General features: G+C 59.3%; 16 protein-coding genes. 9 read left to right on the top strand and 7 right to left on the bottom strand.

The window, feature by feature from the left end; all coding sequences use genetic code 11:
* Positions 1–3 precede the first annotated feature (3 nt).
* Positions 4–2262: a DNA topoisomerase IV subunit A gene (gene parC / locus D3Z90_RS24340; RefSeq protein ID WP_136478428.1), complete on the top strand. Its 2259-nt coding sequence runs from the start codon at positions 4–6 to the stop codon at positions 2260–2262.
* A gap of 176 nt (positions 2263–2438) precedes the next feature.
* Positions 2439–3143: a membrane integrity-associated transporter subunit PqiC gene (locus D3Z90_RS24335; protein ID WP_136478427.1), complete on the top strand. Its 705-nt coding sequence runs from the start codon at positions 2439–2441 to the stop codon at positions 3141–3143.
* Between the two features lie 116 nt (positions 3144–3259).
* Here D3Z90_RS24335 and D3Z90_RS24330 read toward each other — a convergent pair whose 3' ends face one another.
* Positions 3260–4759, bottom strand: a complete 1500-nt coding sequence (locus D3Z90_RS24330; RefSeq protein ID WP_136478426.1) for a HAMP domain-containing protein — start codon at positions 4757–4759, stop codon at positions 3260–3262.
* A gap of 134 nt (positions 4760–4893) precedes the next feature.
* Between D3Z90_RS24330 and serB the strand changes: the two genes are divergently transcribed.
* A complete protein-coding gene (serB, locus tag D3Z90_RS24325) occupies positions 4894–6108 on the top strand; it encodes a phosphoserine phosphatase SerB (RefSeq protein WP_136478425.1) in 1215 nt (404 codons plus the stop codon).
* A gap of 45 nt (positions 6109–6153) precedes the next feature.
* Here serB and asd read toward each other — a convergent pair whose 3' ends face one another.
* Genes asd through D3Z90_RS24310 form a run of 3 tightly spaced genes read right to left on the bottom strand, consistent with a single transcriptional unit; the run spans position 6154 to position 9418 of the window.
* Positions 6154–7017: an archaetidylserine decarboxylase gene (asd, locus tag D3Z90_RS24320; RefSeq protein WP_136478424.1), complete on the bottom strand. Its 864-nt coding sequence runs from the start codon at positions 7015–7017 to the stop codon at positions 6154–6156.
* 9 nt (positions 7018–7026) lie between these two features.
* The gene (locus D3Z90_RS24315) at positions 7027–7836 is read right to left on the bottom strand and encodes a rhodanese-like domain-containing protein (RefSeq protein WP_136478423.1); all 810 of its coding nucleotides are present in this window, start codon (positions 7834–7836) and stop codon (positions 7027–7029) included.
* Positions 7837–7882: 46 nt separating this feature from the next.
* Positions 7883–9418, bottom strand: coding sequence for an HDOD domain-containing protein (locus tag D3Z90_RS24310; protein ID WP_136478422.1), 1536 nt, complete (start codon positions 9416–9418; stop codon positions 7883–7885).
* Between the two features lie 130 nt (positions 9419–9548).
* Between D3Z90_RS24310 and motA the strand changes: the two genes are divergently transcribed.
* Together motA and motB are read left to right on the top strand one after the other, a co-directional pair.
* Positions 9549–10400, top strand: coding sequence for a flagellar motor stator protein MotA (gene motA, locus D3Z90_RS24305; RefSeq protein WP_136478421.1), 852 nt, complete (start codon positions 9549–9551; stop codon positions 10398–10400).
* A 3-nt stretch (positions 10401–10403) separates the two neighbouring features.
* On the top strand, positions 10404–11423 hold the full coding sequence (gene motB, locus D3Z90_RS24300) for a flagellar motor protein MotB (RefSeq protein WP_136478420.1): 1020 nt from the start codon (positions 10404–10406) through the stop codon (positions 11421–11423).
* Between the two features lie 66 nt (positions 11424–11489).
* Here the strand turns inward: motB and D3Z90_RS24295 are convergent, their stop codons facing one another.
* Together D3Z90_RS24295 and rsgA are read right to left on the bottom strand one after the other, a co-directional pair.
* Complete coding sequence (locus D3Z90_RS24295) at positions 11490–11972, bottom strand: TIR domain-containing protein (protein WP_136478419.1); 483 nt, start codon at positions 11970–11972, stop codon at positions 11490–11492.
* 262 nt (positions 11973–12234) lie between these two features.
* Complete coding sequence (gene rsgA, locus D3Z90_RS24290) at positions 12235–13266, bottom strand: small ribosomal subunit biogenesis GTPase RsgA (RefSeq protein WP_136478418.1); 1032 nt, start codon at positions 13264–13266, stop codon at positions 12235–12237.
* 91 nt (positions 13267–13357) lie between these two features.
* Between rsgA and orn the strand changes: the two genes are divergently transcribed.
* On the top strand, positions 13358–13900 hold the full coding sequence (orn, locus tag D3Z90_RS24285) for an oligoribonuclease (RefSeq protein ID WP_136478417.1): 543 nt from the start codon (positions 13358–13360) through the stop codon (positions 13898–13900).
* 100 nt (positions 13901–14000) lie between these two features.
* Complete coding sequence (locus D3Z90_RS24280; RefSeq protein WP_136478416.1) at positions 14001–14612, top strand: trimeric intracellular cation channel family protein; 612 nt, start codon at positions 14001–14003, stop codon at positions 14610–14612.
* Positions 14613–14624: 12 nt separating this feature from the next.
* On the opposite strand, the gene queG is transcribed toward D3Z90_RS24280, so the two are convergent.
* Positions 14625–15704, bottom strand: a complete 1080-nt coding sequence (gene queG, locus D3Z90_RS24275) for a tRNA epoxyqueuosine(34) reductase QueG (protein ID WP_136478415.1) — start codon at positions 15702–15704, stop codon at positions 14625–14627.
* 63 nt (positions 15705–15767) lie between these two features.
* Between queG and D3Z90_RS24270 the strand changes: the two genes are divergently transcribed.
* Together D3Z90_RS24270 and tsaE are read left to right on the top strand one after the other, a co-directional pair.
* Positions 15768–16628 carry an NAD(P)H-hydrate dehydratase gene (locus D3Z90_RS24270; protein WP_136478414.1) on the top strand — a complete coding sequence of 287 codons (861 nt, stop codon included), beginning with the start codon at positions 15768–15770 and terminating at the stop codon, positions 16626–16628.
* Entirely contained in the window at positions 16616–17086 is a 471-nt protein-coding gene (gene tsaE, locus D3Z90_RS24265; RefSeq protein ID WP_136478413.1) for a tRNA (adenosine(37)-N6)-threonylcarbamoyltransferase complex ATPase subunit type 1 TsaE, read from the top strand. The genes D3Z90_RS24270 and tsaE overlap by 13 nt, the downstream gene beginning before the upstream one ends.

Raw genomic sequence — 17086 nt, 5'->3', positions numbered from 1 at the left:
CGCATGAGCGACTCCCTTGATCTCAGCCTAGATGGCGTAGAGCGCCGGTCACTGGCTGACTTCACCGAACAGGCCTACCTCAACTATTCCATGTACGTCATCATGGATCGTGCCTTGCCGCATATCGGCGACGGCCTGAAGCCGGTGCAGCGTCGTATTGTCTACGCCATGAGTGAATTGGGCTTGGATGCAGACTCCAAGCACAAAAAATCGGCCCGTACCGTGGGTGACGTGCTCGGTAAGTTCCACCCCCATGGTGACTCGGCGTGTTACGAGGCCATGGTGCTGATGGCGCAGCCCTTCAGCTACCGCTATACCCTGGTCGATGGTCAGGGTAACTGGGGTGCGCCAGACGATCCGAAGTCGTTCGCCGCCATGCGTTATACCGAGGCGCGGTTGTCGCGCTATTCCGAAGTGCTGCTCAGTGAACTTGGCCAAGGTACGGCCGACTGGGTGCCGAACTTTGACGGTACGCTGGATGAGCCGTCGGTGCTGCCGGCACGCTTGCCGAACATCCTGCTCAACGGCACCACGGGTATCGCCGTCGGTATGGCGACCGATGTGCCTCCACACAATCTGCGCGAAGTCGCCAGCGCCTGTGTGCGCTTGCTGGATGAGCCCAAGGCTACCGTTGAACAGCTGTGTGAGCATATCCAGGGGCCTGACTATCCGACCGAAGCGGAAATCATCACGCCGCGCGCCGAACTGCTGAAAATCTACCAGACCGGCCGTGGCTCGGTACGCATGCGTGCGGTTTATCGAATCGAAGACGGTGATATCGTCGTCACCGCCTTGCCGCATCAGGTCTCCGGGGCCAAGGTGCTGGAACAGATCGCCGCACAGATGCAAGCCAAGAAGCTGCCGATGGTGGCCGACCTGCGCGATGAATCGGATCACGAGAATCCCTGCCGGATCGTGATCATCGCTCGCTCCAATCGTATCGACCTCGACGAGTTGATGCAGCATCTGTTCGCGACGACCGATCTTGAGTCCAGTTACCGCGTCAACGTCAATATCATTGGTCTGGATGGCCGCCCGCAGTTGAAGAACCTGCGCGCGCTGCTGGTCGAATGGCTTGAGTTCCGCGTGCAAACCGTGCGCCGGCGCCTGCAGTTCCGTCTTGATAAGGTCGAACGTCGCCTGCATTTGCTCGAAGGTTTGCTGGTTGCCTTCCTCAACCTGGATGAAGTGATCCACATCATCCGCACCGAGGAACACCCTAAGACCGCGCTGATTGCCCGATTCGACCTGACCGAAACTCAGGCCGAATACATCCTCGAAACCCGTCTGCGCCAGTTGGCCCGACTGGAAGAGATGAAAATTCGCAATGAGCAAGATGAACTGGCCAAGGAGCAAGCCAAGTTGGTCGCGCTGCTGAGTAGCGAAACCAAGTTGCGCAAACTGGTGCGCGCTGAGCTGATCAAGGACGCTGAAACCTACGGTGACGACCGCCGCTCGCCTATCATCGAGCGCGCGGAAGCCAAGGCTCTGTCCGAAAACGAGTTGATGCCGACCGAGCCGGTAACGGTGGTGCTGTCGGAAAAAGGTTGGGTGCGCTGCGCCAAGGGCCATGATATCGATGCTACGGGCCTGTCCTACAAGGCCGGTGACGGTTTTAAAACCGCTGCTGCCGGACGCTCCAATCAGTTTGCCGTGTTCATCGATTCCACCGGGCGCAGCTATTCGGTTGCCGCGCATACCTTGCCATCGGCCCGCGGCCAGGGCGAGCCACTGACCGGGCGCCTTACGCCACCACCGGGCGCAGGCTTCGAGTGCGTGCTGTTGCCTGAGGACGATGCGTTGTATGTAATCGCTTCCGATGCTGGCTATGGCTTTGTGGTCAAGGGCGAAGACCTGCAGGCCAAAAACAAGGCTGGAAAGGCTTTGCTGAGCCTGCCGAACGGCGCCAAGGTCATCGCGCCCCGGCCCGTGGCTGATCGTGAGCACAACTGGCTGGCGGCGGTGACAACCGAAGGTCGGCTTTTGATCTTTAAAGTCAGTGACTTGCCGCAGTTGGGTAAAGGCAAAGGCAACAAGATCATCGGTATTCCTGGGGATCGGGTCGCCAGTCGCGAAGAATACGTCACCGACCTTGCGGTCATTGCCGATGGCGCCACCCTTGTGTTGCAGGCAGGTAAGCGTACGCTATCTCTGAAGGCCGATGACCTCGAACATTACAAAGGGGAACGCGGCCGTCGAGGGAATAAACTCCCGCGTGGCTTCCAGCGGGTCGATGCACTGTTGGTCGAAAACCTCGGATAAGCCGAGCTAGGGCCCCCGAATCGGCTTTTTCGCGCCCGTTCGGGTTTTAAACACTGGAGTCGAACCGCTATTTCGCGGATGATAGGCCCCTTGCGATACCAGCGTGGCTGTGTATCCGACTGAATCTACATGAGTATCATTGCGGTGTGCCTTGTGGCGGCCGCCTGGATGGGATGATGAAATTTCTGCGTCTTCCGTTGGTTTTACTTTGCGGCGTACTCGGTCTGGCTGGTTGCAGCATGCACCAACCCGTTTCCCTGTATCAGCTCGACAGCGGTGAACCTGGCCAACCTGCGCAAAGCGCGGGTATGGCTGTTGTGCTCGGCCCGGTGTCGGTGGCCGACTACCTGCAGCGTGAAACGTTGCTGCAACGCCAGTCCGACGGCAGCCTGACTGCAGCCACTGAAGGCCGTTGGGCTGGCAGCTTGTCGGCCGATATCGATCAATTGCTGGTACGTCAGCTCGCCTGGCGCCTGGATAGCCAGCGCGTGGTGCTGGCTCCTGGCAATAGCGGTTTCACACCTGATGTGCAGGTCTTGCTGTCGATCACTCGCCTGGACTCCGGCGCCAACCAGCCTGCGGTCCTCGACGCTCAATGGCGTTTGCTCGATCGTCGTGGTCAGGTTCGCGACAACCGCATCGTGCACCTCGAGCAACAGCATCAGGGCAGCACCGCCGCCCAGGTTCAAGCCCAGGGGCAGTTGCTGCAAAAGCTTGCCGAGCAATTGAGCATCGCCCTCAAACCTTTGGCCAATCAACCGCCTATCGTTGAAGAAGCACCGAAGAAAGCTGCGCCGGTGCAAGTGCGTAAAGAGCCAGAAAAGTCGAAGATTCCATTGGCGACACCTATTCGTACTGATTTGGAAGTGTTCCGCTTCTAACCAGTCAGGCACAAAAAAGCCCGCATCGCTGCGGGCTTTTTTGTGCCTGTGGTTTGGCAGGGGTAGTCAGTGCTGGCGCAAATCACTACCCACTCACAGCAAACTGCTCCGGCAAATCAGCTCTTGACCCGACGCTCGTGCATCCGAGCCAGTTGACGCTCCAGCATCGACGGGTAGGGCTCCATCAAGCGCTCGACACAGGACGCCCCTTCAGGGCTGGCAATCGGACGAATACGTGCACGCTGGCGGATCAGGGTGTCTTCGCTGATCTTACGCTCGACCAACAGCAGGTTGCGGCTGTGTTGCGACAGCGCCAGGGCATCCTGGGCTTTCTCGGTCAGCAGCAGGTCGATTTGGCTCAGGCCGTGCAGGTCCTCACCGAGGGCCAGGCCCAACTGCAGTTGCAGAGTAATGCCGCTGTCGGCCACCTCGATCTGCAGGGCATGGCCCAAGGCGCGCAGCAGTTCACCACAGCAAATAGCGTTGGTGAGGTAGTCTTCGCCGCTGTCCTGGCTGTGAAACAGCATCAGGGTGCTGCCGTCGTTCAGGGTGTGCACTTCGCTTTCATACAGTGAGGCAGCCTGGTCCAGGCAATCGCGATAGCGCTCCAGCAGTTCGGTCAGGCGTGCGCGTGGCAAACGACGCAGTTGCTCCTGGGAGCCCAATTGTACCGCCAGTACCGCACTGGCCTGTGGCTCACGACTGACCGCTTGCGGGGCAGGGCGTGGGGCACTGTGCTCCTGATCATCGATCAGGTCGGCAAATGCTTCATCATCTTCGTCATGGTCGGCAGTGACAGGTTTGCTGACTTTGCCCACCGCCGGCGCCTCGTCAAAGCTTGGATCGCGCAAGTTGCGAACTTCGAATTCGGGTTCGTCCTCGTCTTCATCCAGCTCTTCAGGCTCAGGCTCCACTTCGCGCGGCGGCGGCGCAAGTCGGCTGTGCAGTTGGCGAGCCAGATCGCCAATCTCATCCTGGCGCTCGGTGGCCGGGGTGAACTCATTGATGTCCCGCAGCCAGACGCGCAGTTGCAGCAGCGGCGTGGAGATGAAGCGTCCAAGGCGCAGGCTCATGGCCAGCGCCAAGGCCAGGAGGATACCGGCAAGAATGCCCATGCTTTGCAGGCTGATCGTCAGCGGTTGCTGGAACTGGTCCATGTCCAGGCTGATGCGCAGTTGCCCGGCGGTCACGTCCTGGAAGGTGATCTTGGTCTGGTAGAGCCCTTCGGCCTCACCCAGCAGACTGTTCTTCGGACGTTGGCCCGCTTCGGCGAGGATGCGGTTATCAACGCTGTAGATTGCTGCATGGGCAACCAGTGGGTTCTTCACCAGGTTCCCCAGCAGCACATTGAGGCTGAGGATGTCGTTGGACACCAGCAGCTCGGTCGCCGAGGTTGCGGTTTGCGTGGTCAGGCTCTGCCCTAGGGCATCGGCCTGGTCATGCATGGCCTGCTTGAACTGCAAACCCATCACGCAGGCGTAGATCACCAGTGCCAGTGCTACCAGCAGCACGTTGTGGCAGGCGATCCGCAGCGCAAGCGGCACACGACGTTGGCGCAGGGCATGAAAAATCAGCAGGAAGAAGTTGTCGGTTTTAACGGGCGTAGGCCGGTTCACAGAGCGCGGCTCTTTATGTCGGAGAAGTTGCTGCGCAGTATAGCGAGCGCTCAGGGGCCGGCAAAGCATCGGCTGCGCCCGATGGTCAGCGAAAATCGGTAGAATGTGCTTTTTTCCATGTGTCGGAGCCCGTTTTGCGCGAAATCGTTCTGATTAACATCACTGGGGAGGACCGTCCGGGTCTTACTGCGGCCATCACCGGCGTTCTGGCCCAGGGTGGTGTGAACATCCTCGACATCGGTCAGGCGGTGATCCATGACACCCTGTCCTTTGGCATCCTGGTGGAAATTCCGGACACCGAGAAGGCTTCCTCGGTGCTGAAGAATATTCTGTTTGCGGGCTACGAACTCGATCAACAGGTGCGATTCACTCCGGTTTCCGAAGCCGATTACCAGAGCTGGGTCGAAGGGCAGGGCAAGGCTCGCCATATCGTGACCTTGCTTACCCGCAAGGTTACGGCTGAGCAATTGCAGCGAGTCAGCTCGATCACGGCCAAGTATGGGCTGAACATTGATCACATCGATCGACTTTCCGGTCGCGTGGCATTGGATACGCCGGTCGAGCAGGGCAAGGGTTGCATCGAGTTCTCCGTACGCGGTGAGCCGGCCGATCCGCAGGCGATGCGTGCCGAGTTCCTCAGCGTGGCCCAGGAACTCAATGTCGATATCGCCTTCCAGCAGGATTCGCTGTTCCGTCGTAATCGCCGCCTGGCGGTGTTCGACATGGACTCGACGCTGATTGAAGCGGAAGTGATTGACGAGTTGGCCAAGGCGGCCGGTGTAGGTGAGCAAGTATCGGAAATTACCGAGCGAGCCATGCGCGGAGAGCTGGATTTTCGTGCCAGCTTCAAGGAGCGTCTGGCCTTGCTCAAGGGCCTGGATGTGGGCGTGCTTGACGAGATCGGTGCATCGCTGCGCTTGACCGAAGGCGCCGAAACCCTGTTCGCCGAGCTCAAGCGTCTGGGCTACAAGACGGCGATTCTGTCGGGTGGCTTCACGTATTTCGCCAAGCAACTGCAGGCCAAGCTGGGTATCGACTATGTCTTTGCCAACGAGCTGGAAGTCGTTGACGGCAAGGTAACCGGTGTTGCTGTCGAGCCGATCGTCGATGCCCAGCGCAAGGCGGACCTGCTCGGCGAGCTGGCGCTCAAGGAAGGCCTGCAAATGGAGCAGACCATTGCCGTGGGTGATGGTGCCAATGACCTACCGATGCTGGCGATTGCCGGCTTGGGTGTTGCCTTCCGGGCCAAGCCGCTAGTCAAACAGTCGGCCAAGCAGGCGATTTCGACCTTGGGTCTGGATGGTGTGTTGTACCTGCTCGGCTTTCGTGATCGCGATGGTCGCGGCTGAGTTCGCACAATGAAAAAGCCCGCATCGCTGCGGGCTTTTTCAGTTTCAGGCCTGGGTAGGTAGTGCCAAGCGTTGACCCATGCTCACACTGGAGCCTGCGCCAACTTCTTCGGTCCACTTGACCTGCTCTGGACCGAACAGGACCACAGCAGTCGAGCCTAGCTTGAAGCGGCCCAGTTCCGCGCCTTTTTCCAAATGAATCGGAGCGCGGCTGGCTTCGTCGTACCGGAAGGTCTTGAGCTCACGCTTGGGTGGCGTCACCAGGCCGGCCCAGACAGTTTCAATCGAAGCCACGATCATTGCTCCGACCAGCACGACAGCCATGGGGCCGCGTTCGGTATCGAACAGGCACACGACGCGTTCGTTGCGGGCAAACAGCTCCGGAACGTTTTCAGCAGTGGTCTGGTTGACCGAGAACAGGCGACCCGGCACATAGATCATTTCGCGCAGGGTACCAGCCAGCGGCATATGCACACGGTGATAGTCCTTTGGCGACAGGTAGATAGTGGCGAACTCACCGCCCATGAACGGTGCCGCGTTGGCTGGATCACCGCCGAGCAGCTCGAGCGCGCTGAAACTGTGGCCTTTGGCCTGGAAGATGCGACCGTGCTCGATAGGCCCGAGCTGGCTGACTGCGCCGTCGGCAGGGCAGAGGATTGCCCCCGGGGTTTCATCGAGCGGACGTGCGCCAGGTTTCAACGCTCGGGTGAAGAAGGCGTTGAAGTGCTCGTAGGCGCTGAGGTCTTCGACCAGGGCCTGGGACATATCGACCTGGTAGCGTTTGGCGAACCAGCTGGTGAAGGCGTTCTTGAACCAGCGCACGCGGCATTCGGCAATGCAGCCAGCCAGGCGCGACAGCAGGTGATGGGGCAACAGGTACTGACTGATGATGAACAAGCGGGATTTCATTAGGTTTCCTTAAACTTCTACAGGGGTGTCGGGGTGGTTGCCCCATTCGCCCCAGGATCCGGCATAGGCTTTGACCCGAGGGTAGCCCAGATGCTTGGCTACCAGGTAGGTAAAGCCGGAGCGGTGATGAGTCTGGCAGTGGGTGACCACTTCCTTGTCTTTACTGATACCCAGTTGCTCGAGGATTTCGGGCATGTCCTTGCGGATGCGCAAGGCATCGTTCATGTCCATGCCGGCAGTCCACTCGAAGTTGACTGCGCCGGGAATGTGTCCGCCTTTGGCTGCCAACACTTTCTCGCCACGGTATTCGGCGGCGCTGCGTGCATCCCAGATCGCCAGGTCGGCAGCACCGATGCGGCTTTGCAGGTATTCACGGGTGGCCGTGGGCTCTTCGTGCAGCGTCAGGCTGACGGTAGCGCCAGCATGGCTCGGTACTTCAGTGCTCAGGGTGCTCGCCGGCCACGCTTGAGCGCCGCCGTTGAGGTAGTGGTAACGCTTGTGGCCGATGACATCGAGCAGCCAGATAAAGCGTCCAGCCCAGCCACCGCCTTCGTCGTCATATACCACATAGATCGCATTGTCGTTGTGGCCGAGTTCGGCGAACAGCTTTTCCAGATCGGCTTTGGCTGGCAGCAGGCCCGGTGCAGGGGGCTGGCCCAGTTGGGTACGCTTTGGGTCGACAAAGCGAGCGCCCGGAATATGCCCGCTGTTATAGCGGTTGATGCTGGTCAGATCTACCAGGATCAACTCTGGTACATCAAGCCGGGCTTGCAGGTCAGCCGGCTCGATTACCAGGGGCAAGCCAGAAAAGTCAGTCATCCAGAGTCTCCAGGGCGGATCAGAGGGGGCGATTGTAGCGCATGGGTCAGGCGCTGCGGTTGCTGAAGGCAGTCAGGGCTCGCTCGATACATTGCGCGGTTTTGCCAAAGGCTTGCACGCTGACATCGGCCATCGGTTTTCCACCTTGGTCGGCAATCAGCACCATTACTACCCGGCCATTGCTCGACAGCGAGCGCAGCAACACGTGTTCGCTGCGGAAACACGTACGCAGGTGTGGCGGTAACAGGGCGGAAAATTGAACACTATTCTCCGGCGTCAGGCGTAACTGAGCTGATGAGCTCATGAGGCGCTGAAGCAACTTGCTCTGTTCGATCGACACAACCAGGCTGGTGGCTTCTGCCGGAATTCCGGCTGTTTGATGGACGCGTAACTGGGTAGCGGTCTTGTCGGTCATCAACAGCATCACCCGTTGCATGCCACAGGCTACCAAGGCATCACGGGCCACGGTGGTCAGGTGTATGGCATTGCTGAACGGGCTAGGCTCGCTCAATAACTCGGCGCAGAGTTTGCGCCAAGTGCCCAAGGCCTGGGTCGAAGGTGGCGGCGGAGCGATCTGGCCGGGGTGCAGGCGGCGCTGATTCCAGGGCCAGAGCAAGGCCTCGGCCGGGTGGAACAGGTCATGACAGGCATGGTGACGGGCACTGGTGGCTGCCTGTTGGTGCACCAGTTGTTGTACCTCGTCCAGTGATGTTTGCAAATACAGACTGGTGAGCAGTTGCCAGCGTCGGACATGAGGGTTGGTCCAACCCACTTGTGCAGCCAACGCCAAGCCATTGGCCAGCAGTACAGTGTTGGCAGGCTGGTTGAACCAACGTCGCAAGTTCGGCCGTTCGTCCAGGCGTCGCTGCTGGCGCAGGCTGTTTTGGTCGCGGGCAATGTGCAGGGCCTGCGCCAGCAAGCGGCGCTCCTCCTGCAGCAGTTGATAGCCGCGGGTGACCCAGTCTGGAAGTCGCCAGTGTTCGGCCAGCGCCTTGCACAGGCTCAACACGCGCACCCCAAACAACTCCATTTCGACCTGTTGTGCCGATTCACCCTTGTGCACGACGCGCAGCTCCCAGTCTTCGAGAAGCTTGGGGAAGGTCAGTGCCAATGGCCATAAGGGCGAAAGAAACAACAGGCTGCCCCAGTGAATTTCCTGCCAGAGTCGGGCCAGGCGGCTGGCAAACAGGCCGTTGGCCTGCTGGCTGGCGTGCTGGCTGACCATCTGTAACTGACGCAAGGTCGGTGCGATCTCGCACTCAGCAAGGACTGGCAGGCGCTCGAGCAGCTCTGCTGTGCGCGCCAGGCCCAGGCGATTCAAGGCGATTTCCAAGCTCTCGGCAGGCTCGCCGATGCTTGTGTTGGTGTGATGATTGGCCTCGCGCATGACCCCAAGCACCAAGGCTGGGCTGTCCTGCATCAATTCGGCGATATCGCGCAGAGAGCGACGGCTATCGGCAATTGCGGCGTTGACCCGCTCATAGCTGGTGATGGGAATGGGCAATCGAACGCTATCTAGTAGCTTGACCCAGGCAGCGAGTGTTTTCGGTGTTTGATCTGGCACGTTGGTTTCAATAGGCATGCTGGAAGGGGCCGAACTGGCTTTTCGCCTTGACTGACTATAGTCTGGCGCAGATCTGCCGATAAGTAGAAGAAGAGTTTTTTTAACTTCCGTTCACGACCCCGACCACGACAGTAAGTGCTTTCAATCTATGGCTAAAATTATCGGCATCATCGTCGTATTCGCGAGTGTGCTCGGCGGATATGTTCTGTCTCACGGCAAAATTGCGGCACTGATTCAGCCTTTCGAGGTCTTGATCATCGGTGGCGCAGCCTTTGGTGCGTTCTTGCAGGCGAACCCCGGTTACATGACCATGCATGTAATCAAAAAGTCGCTGAAAATGTTCGGCACACGCTTTACCCACACGTTTTATGTCGAGGTGCTCGGGTTGGTCTACGAGATCCTCAACAAAAGCCGCCGCGAAGGCATGATGGCGATCGAGGCCGATATCGAAGATGCCGCCTCCAGCCCGATCTTTGCCAAATACCCGGCGGTGCTGGGCGATGAACGTATGACTGCCTTCATCTGTGACTATCTGCGCATCATGTCCACCGGCAACATGGCTCCCCATGAGCTCGAAGGCCTGTTCGACATGGAGCTGTTGAGCATGAAGGAAGAGCTCGAGCACCCGTCCCATGCCGTGACCGGTATCGCCGATGGCATGCCAGGCTTCGGTATCGTGGCTGCAGTATTGGGTATCGTGGTGACCATGGCCTCGTTGGGCGATGGCGACCAGCAGGCCATCGGCCTGCACGTGGGTGCGGCGTTGGTAGGTACCTTCTTCGGTATTCTCGCGGCCTACGGTTTCTTCGGCCCGCTGGCCACCGCGCTGCGCCAGGACGCCCGCGAAGAACTCAACGTCTATGAAGCGATCAAGGCTTCGCTGGTGGCTTCGGCTTCCGGCATGCCGCCGTCTCTGGCAGTGGAATTCGGGCGCAAGGTGCTGTTCCCGGCCCACCGTCCAAGTTTCGCCGAGCTGGAACAAGCGGTTCGCGGACGCTAAGTCATGGAGAATAATCAGCCCATTATCGTCAAGCGCGTAAAGCGCTTTGGCGACGGCCACCACGGTGGTGCCTGGAAGATCGCCTTCGCCGACTTTGCTACGGCGATGATGGCGCTCTTCCTGGTGCTTTGGTTGATGTCCACTGCCACACCGGAACAGAAAATCGCCATTGCCGGGTACTTCAAGGACCCCATCGGTTTTTCGGAAAGCGGTACGCCCTACATTATTGACCTGGGCGGTTCGCCCGAGCTTGCCCCGGAAAAGACCATCAACCCTGAAGTCAAATCCGAACCGACGCCGGACACCAGCATTCAACTGGATCAGGACAAGGTCGAAAGTATGGCCGAGCAGGTTGAGCGTGAGCGCCTCGAACTGCTTTTGCAGGAGTTGCAGAACAAGGTCGACGAGAACCCGGAACTGCAGAAGTTCAAGGACCAGATTCTGTTCGAGATTACCCAGGATGGCCTGCGTATCCAGATCATGGACGCTGAAAACAGACCAATGTTCGACCTCGGTAGTGCCCGCTTGCAGCCGTATTTCGAAGACATCCTTCTGGCGATGGCCGATACCATCAAGGCTGTACCGAACAAGATCAGTATCAGTGGCCATACCGACGCCAAGCCGTACGCTGGCACCGGAGACTTCGGCAACTGGGAGCTGTCGGCCAACCGTGCCAACGCAGCGCGTCGTGCTCTGGTTGCGGGTGGCTACCCGGATACCCAGGTTGCCCGCGTGGTTGGTTATGCTTCGTCTTCGTTGTTTGATCGGGCCAATCCGCTCAATCCGGTCAATCGGCGTATCGATATTATCGTGCTGACCAAAAAGGCCCAGCGCACCATCGAGGGCGAGCAGCCGCAGCCCGGTGCACCAGAAGGGGCCGCGCCAGGTGCCGACGCCCCGGCACCCAATCCGGCCTCGCCAGCCCCCGCGCCTGTTGACGAGCCCATGCAGCCACGTGAACTGCGTCAGAAGCTGAACATCTTCGAGGATGGCGTATTGAAGATGGACGAGAGCAAGGAGTAATCCCAGCCTTTGCCTGCAACGCCCGTCAACAGCAATGTTCACGGGCGTTGTGCTTTCTGGCGAAAGTCAAAAGCCACGGCGGATCTTGGCCTTGAGGTCAGCGTGGAAGAAGCCGGCATTCAGTCGATTGGTGGCGTCGGCGTGAGCACCTTCACTACAAATAGAGCGGCGGAATGTCTGTTCGTCGTGGTAGGCGAGCACGAACAGATCGATGTGTTCGCGCAGGCTCATGATGGGCCACTTCTCCAGAAATCCAGGCAGCGCGCAGTGTGCGCATTGGTACAGGGCGATGCGACGATTGCCGAGGGTGGCGGCGCCTAATTGGAAGGGTACCCACCAACAGTCGATGGTTTCCGGGGAGAGGACGCTGATCAGGTGAGTACAGCCACTGATGTTGCTGCAGACCTGACCGCTGACGTCATCGGCAGTCATACCGGTTTCGCCGTCGTAGAGGTCCAGTTGGGTGGCAATGCCTTCAAGCTTCAGGCGTTCATTGATAATGAAGGCATCAAGGCGCTCCTGGTGGCGATAGCTGATAACCACAGGCATCAGTTCTGTCCTCCTGGTACACAGGGGGTGAAGGTGTTGCTGGTCAAGGTTGGATTTATCATTGTCGTTTCCTCTCAAGCTCAAAGCATGGAGTTGGGTCACCCGGTGAAAGCGAACCTGAAAGCCGACAATCAATGAAAGAGTTTGTCGCGGCAAGGTATGACCAGCGATAAAGAATGGCCCTACATTGTTTGGTAAATTTTCCTGCAGGTGAGTCCTACATGGAATGCGGTGAGGCTCCTTGCGAGCCTCACCGGTTCACTCAATAGCTATCTTGCGGCAAGCTGGCGATGATCGAGCGGTAGCTGTTCATCCGCTGCTGCTGCACGCGGCCATCTTCCAGGGCTTTGAGCAACGCGCAGCCCGGTTCGCGATCATGTTTGCAGTCGCGAAAACGGCAGGTGCCGAGCAGGTCGTTGAACTCGATGAAGCCGGCTTCGACATCGGCGCGGCTTACGTGCCCCAGACCAAACTCGCGAATACCCGGGGAGTCGATCAGCTCGCCACCTCCCGGGAAGTGGTATAGCCGCGCGGTGGTGGTGGTGTGCGTGCCTTGCCCGGACCACTCTGACAGGTCGCCAACCCGGGTTTGCACGTCAGGCAGCAAGCTGTTGACCAGCGAAGACTTACCAACCCCGGACTGCCCCACGAAGACGCTGATATGACCATCCAGGCGAGCCTGCAATTGCTGCATTCCGTCGCCATGATGGGCCGACACTTCCAGGAGCGGGTAGCCCAGTTGCCGGTACACCGCCAACAAGGCGTTAAGCGCTGGAGCGTTCTGCGCGTCGATCAGGTCGGCCTTGTTCAGCAACAGCAGGGGGTGAATGCCAGCATGCTCGGCGGCGACCAGATAGCGGTCGATCAAATTGGCGTGCGGCTCCGGCGCAGGGGCGAAGACAATCACGATCAGGTCGACGTTGGCTGCCACAGGCTTGAGCTGGCCACGGCTGTCAGGGCGGCACAGCTCGGTGTTGCGTGGCATTTGCGCAACGATTACGCCGATGCCTTGGTTTCCGGCCCGCCAGACAACCCGATCACCAGTAACCAGTGCTGGCAGGTTGGCGCGCAAGTGGCAGCGAAACACCTGGCCTGCATCTTCGCCGTCTTGTGCTTCGACCTCGACCTGCACGCCAAAGTGAGCAATCACCAGACCGAGCTGTTCCGGACCCAGGTCGCCGCCTTCGAGCTCCTGCAGGGTCAGTTGTTCGCGTTTGGCGGCGCGGGCAGCGCGTTCACCCTGGATTTTTTCGATCCGCCAGTTCTGGCGGCGATTGAGCTGGCGTTTGGCCATGAAGGTTCCGTGTTCGGCAAGCATTATTAAACGGCGTGGAGTTTAGCACGCTCCACTAGGCTAAACTGCGCACCTACCGAGGAGCAGAATCATGCAGAACCCACAGAACCTGATCTGGATCGACCTGGAAATGACCGGTCTGGATCCAGACCACGATGTCATTATTGAAATGGCCACCATCGTAACCGACAGCGAACTCAACACGTTGGCCGAAGGTCCGGTGATTGCCATTCACCACAGTGACGAGGTGCTGGCGCGCATGGACGAGTGGAACACTCGTACTCACGGCGGCTCCGGTCTGACTCAGCGAGTCAAGGACAGCAAGGTCAGTATGGCCGAGGCCGAGGCTCAAACCATCGCCTTCCTTGAGCAGTGGGTGCCAAAAGGCAAGTCGCCGATCTGCGGCAACAGCATCTGTCAGGATCGCCGCTTCCTCTACCGTCACATGCGTGGCCTGGAGAATTACTTCCATTACCGCAATCTCGACGTGTCCACGCTCAAGGAGCTGGCTGCACGCTGGGCCCCTGAAGTGCGCGACAGCTTCAAGAAAGGGGGTACCCACCTGGCGCTGGACGACATTCGTGAATCGATCAACGAACTTCGTCACTACCGCGAGCATTTCATCAAGTTCTGATCGCGTTGCCGCACGGTTGTACAGACAATCCGTGCGGCGCCCCCTGTTGGTGCCTGAAGCAACTGGTTAGACTGCGCGCCCCATTGCACGGATCTGCGCCATGTTGTTGATGCTCTACCTCATTGCAATCACCGCTGAAGCGATGACCGGCGCGCTGTCGGCCGGGCGCCGCGGGATGGACTGGTTTGGTGTGGTGCTGATCGCCTGCGTTACCGCGCTGGGTGGTGGCTCGGTGCGCGATGTGCTGCTGGGGCATTACCCGCTGACCTGGGTCAAGCATCCGGAATACCTGGTGCTGACCAGCTTCGCTGCACTGATGACTATCTTCATCGCGCCGCTGATGCGCCATTTGCGTTCTTTGTTTTTGGTGCTCGATGCCTTGGGCCTGGTCGCCTTCACCCTGATTGGTTGCATGACGGCACTGGAGATGGGGCAGGGCATGCTGGTGGCATCGATCAGCGGCGTGATCACCGGTGTGTTCGGCGGGATCCTTCGAGACATTTTCTGTAACGATATTCCGCTGATCTTTCGGCGCGAACTGTATGCGAGTGTTTCGTTCGCCGCGGCCTGGTTTTACCTGGGGTGCGTGCATTTCAACATGCCAGGGGAACAAGCCATCCTGCTGACCTTGTTCGGCGGTCTGTTGCTGCGCCTGTTGGCGATCCGCTTTCACTGGGAAATGCCCAAGTTTCACTACAACGATGAGCACTGAAAGTCATAAGCTTCAGGTGTTGGCGGCGGCTTTTTTAGTGTGTTGATCCAGGGCCCACTTGACGTGTTCGCGTACCAGTTCCGAAGGGTAGTGCTGGCGTGCCTTCAGCGCTTCCAGCACTTGGATGGTCGACGGGGCGTTACCAAGGCCTACGGCCAGGTTGCGTAGCCAACGCTCATATCCGGCGCGGCGCAGTGGCGAGCCTTCGGTACTGTCGAGGAAGGTTTTCTCGTCCCACATGAACAGTTCGGCCAGGTCGGCGCTGTCGAGGTTATGCCGGGGCTTGAAGTCGGTTTCGCCGGTGGGGCGGGCAAAGCGGTTCCATGGGCAGACAATCTGGCAGTCGTCGCAACCGAACACGCGGTTGCCTATCAGCGCGCGCAGCTCTTCGGGGATGGCGTTTTTCAGCTCGATGGTCAGGTACGAGATACAGCGTCTGGCGTCGAGTACGTAGGGGCCGACAAAGGCATTGGTGGGACAGATGTCCAGGCACGCACTGCAGCGCCCGCAGTGTTCGCTGGCTTGCGGGGGATCTACCGGCAGCGGCAGATCGACAAACAGTTCGCTTAGAAAGAAGTAGCTACCCGCCTTGCGGTTGAGCAGCAGAGTATTCTTGCCGATCCAGCCCAGGCCCGCTTGTTCGGCAATGGCTTTCTCCAGCACGGGAGCGCTGTCGACGAAGGCACGAAAGCCGAACGGGCCGATTTCTTTCTGGATACGCTCGGCCAGGTGCTGGACACGCTTGCGGATCAGCTTGTGGTAGTCGCGACCCAGCGCATAGCGAGAGATGTAGGCTTTTTCGGGATTGGCCAGTTGCTGGGCCATGCGCGTGTCACCGGGCAGATAGTCCATGCGCAGTGACACCACGCGCAGGGTGCCGGGGACCAACTGGTCGGGGTGGGAGCGCTTGCTGCCGTGAGCACCCATGTAGTCCATTTCCCCGTGATAGCCCGCTTGCAGCCAGCGTTCCAGGTGTTGTTCATGCTCAGCCAGATCCACCCCGGCGATGCCAACATGGGCAAAGCCGAGTTCTTTGCCCCAATCCTTGATTGATTGGGCCAACGCTGGAAGATCGGGGATGACAGAAGACATGGGAAATAAGGCAAGGCAGACTCAGGTGCGTATAATTCTGCCAGACATCGGAGCCTTTGACCCATGCCTCAGACCAAACATCCTGCAAACCAGCCGTTTATCCTCACCAGTGTTGTTCTTGCACCACTGGCACCACGCCAGCTTGCGGCGCAAAAAGGTGACTTCGGCCATGTGCTGGTCGTTGGTGGTGATCGCGGTACCGGAGGGGCTGTGCTGCTCAGCGCCGAGGCTGCATTGCGCTGTGGTGCCGGGCTGGTTTCCCTGGCGACGCGCAGCGAACAGGTGCCGGCAGCGCTGGCGCGGCTCCCCGAAGTGATGTGCATGGGGGTGCGTTCGGCCAATCAGTTGATGGGAATAATTGAGCGCGCTTCGGTATTGGTGGTCGGGCCTGGGCTCGGTCAGGCTGCCTGGGGGCGTAGTTTACTATCGGCGGTGAACAGTGCCGACAGCCCACAGGTGTGGGACGCCGATGCCTTGAACTTGCTTGCCAGAGCGCCACTGGCGTTGGCGTCGGGCTCGATCATCACTCCGCATCCCGGAGAAGCGGCGCGTCTCCTGGGGATTTCCACCGAGGCCGTGCAGGCAGATCGCCCAGGTGCGGCGCGCAAACTGGCGCGCAAATATGCGGTCGTATGTGTGCTCAAGGGCGCAGGCACCCTGGTAGCCGACCCTGCAGGTCAGCTTGCCCTGTGCGAACGCGGGCATCCGGCGATGGCCGGAGCGGGGCTGGGCGATGTGCTAAGCGGTGTACTTGGCGCGCTTTTGGCTCAAGGCATGTCCAGTTGGGATGCCGCTTGTCTGGGTGTCTGGCTACATGCCTGTGCCGGCGAGCGATTGGGTGCGCAAGGCCGTGGGCTGGCGGCCAGTGATCTGGTTCCGGCAATTCGTCATTTATTGGAGGAGCATTCAGCGTGTCAGGTGTAACCCTGTTTTTGGCCGACGAAGAGGCTATGGTCCGATTCGGTGGGCGTATTGCCGAGGTGACCAAAGGTCACGGCGTAATTTTTCTTGAAGGGGACCTGGGCGCGGGTAAAACCACCCTGTCGCGAGGCATCATTCGTGGCCTGGGGCATCAGGGCGCAGTTAAAAGCCCTACCTTCACCGTGGTTGAACCTTATGAAATTGGCGACGTCCGCGCTTTTCACTTCGACCTCTATCGCCTTGTCGATCCAGAAGAGCTGGAGTTCCTCGGGATTCGTGATTATTTCGAAGATGATGCGTTGTGCCTGTTTGAATGGCCCCAAAAAGGGGCAGGTGTTTTGCCAAAGCCCGACCTGACCATTACCATAAGCCCCCAAGCGAACGGTCGTTCGCTTGACCTGTCGCCACAGGGGGCACGTGGCGAAGCCTGGTGTGCCGCTCTGGCCTTGGAATTCAAATAG

The organism is Pseudomonas sp. DG56-2, from assembly GCF_004803755.1.
GTDB classification, from domain to species: Bacteria; Pseudomonadota; Gammaproteobacteria; order Pseudomonadales; family Pseudomonadaceae; genus Aquipseudomonas; species Aquipseudomonas auratipiscis.
This window is presented reverse-complemented; position numbering and strand designations above follow the sequence as displayed.

Excerpts from the sequence above, each read along its gene's own strand:
- D3Z90_RS24335 (WP_136478427.1), top strand. The coding sequence starts at position 2,439 with ATGAAATTTCTGCGTCTTCCGTTGGTTTTACTTTGCGGCGTACTCGGT.
- D3Z90_RS24280 (WP_136478416.1), top strand. The coding sequence starts at position 14,001 with ATGTTGTTGATGCTCTACCTCATTGCAATCACCGCTGAAGCGATGACC.
- D3Z90_RS24310 (WP_136478422.1), bottom strand. The coding sequence starts at position 9,418 with ATGCCTATTGAAACCAACGTGCCAGATCAAACACCGAAAACACTCGCT.
- D3Z90_RS24295 (WP_136478419.1), bottom strand. The coding sequence starts at position 11,972 with ATGCCTGTGGTTATCAGCTATCGCCACCAGGAGCGCCTTGATGCCTTC.
- motA (WP_136478421.1), top strand. The coding sequence starts at position 9,549 with ATGGCTAAAATTATCGGCATCATCGTCGTATTCGCGAGTGTGCTCGGC.
- parC (WP_136478428.1), top strand. The coding sequence starts at position 4 with ATGAGCGACTCCCTTGATCTCAGCCTAGATGGCGTAGAGCGCCGGTCA.
- orn (WP_136478417.1), top strand. The coding sequence starts at position 13,358 with ATGCAGAACCCACAGAACCTGATCTGGATCGACCTGGAAATGACCGGT.
- asd (WP_136478424.1), bottom strand. The coding sequence starts at position 7,017 with ATGAAATCCCGCTTGTTCATCATCAGTCAGTACCTGTTGCCCCATCAC.
- D3Z90_RS24270 (WP_136478414.1), top strand. The coding sequence starts at position 15,768 with ATGCCTCAGACCAAACATCCTGCAAACCAGCCGTTTATCCTCACCAGT.
- queG (WP_136478415.1), bottom strand. The coding sequence starts at position 15,704 with ATGTCTTCTGTCATCCCCGATCTTCCAGCGTTGGCCCAATCAATCAAG.
- rsgA (WP_136478418.1), bottom strand. The coding sequence starts at position 13,266 with ATGGCCAAACGCCAGCTCAATCGCCGCCAGAACTGGCGGATCGAAAAA.
- motB (WP_136478420.1), top strand. The coding sequence starts at position 10,404 with ATGGAGAATAATCAGCCCATTATCGTCAAGCGCGTAAAGCGCTTTGGC.
- D3Z90_RS24315 (WP_136478423.1), bottom strand. The coding sequence starts at position 7,836 with ATGACTGACTTTTCTGGCTTGCCCCTGGTAATCGAGCCGGCTGACCTG.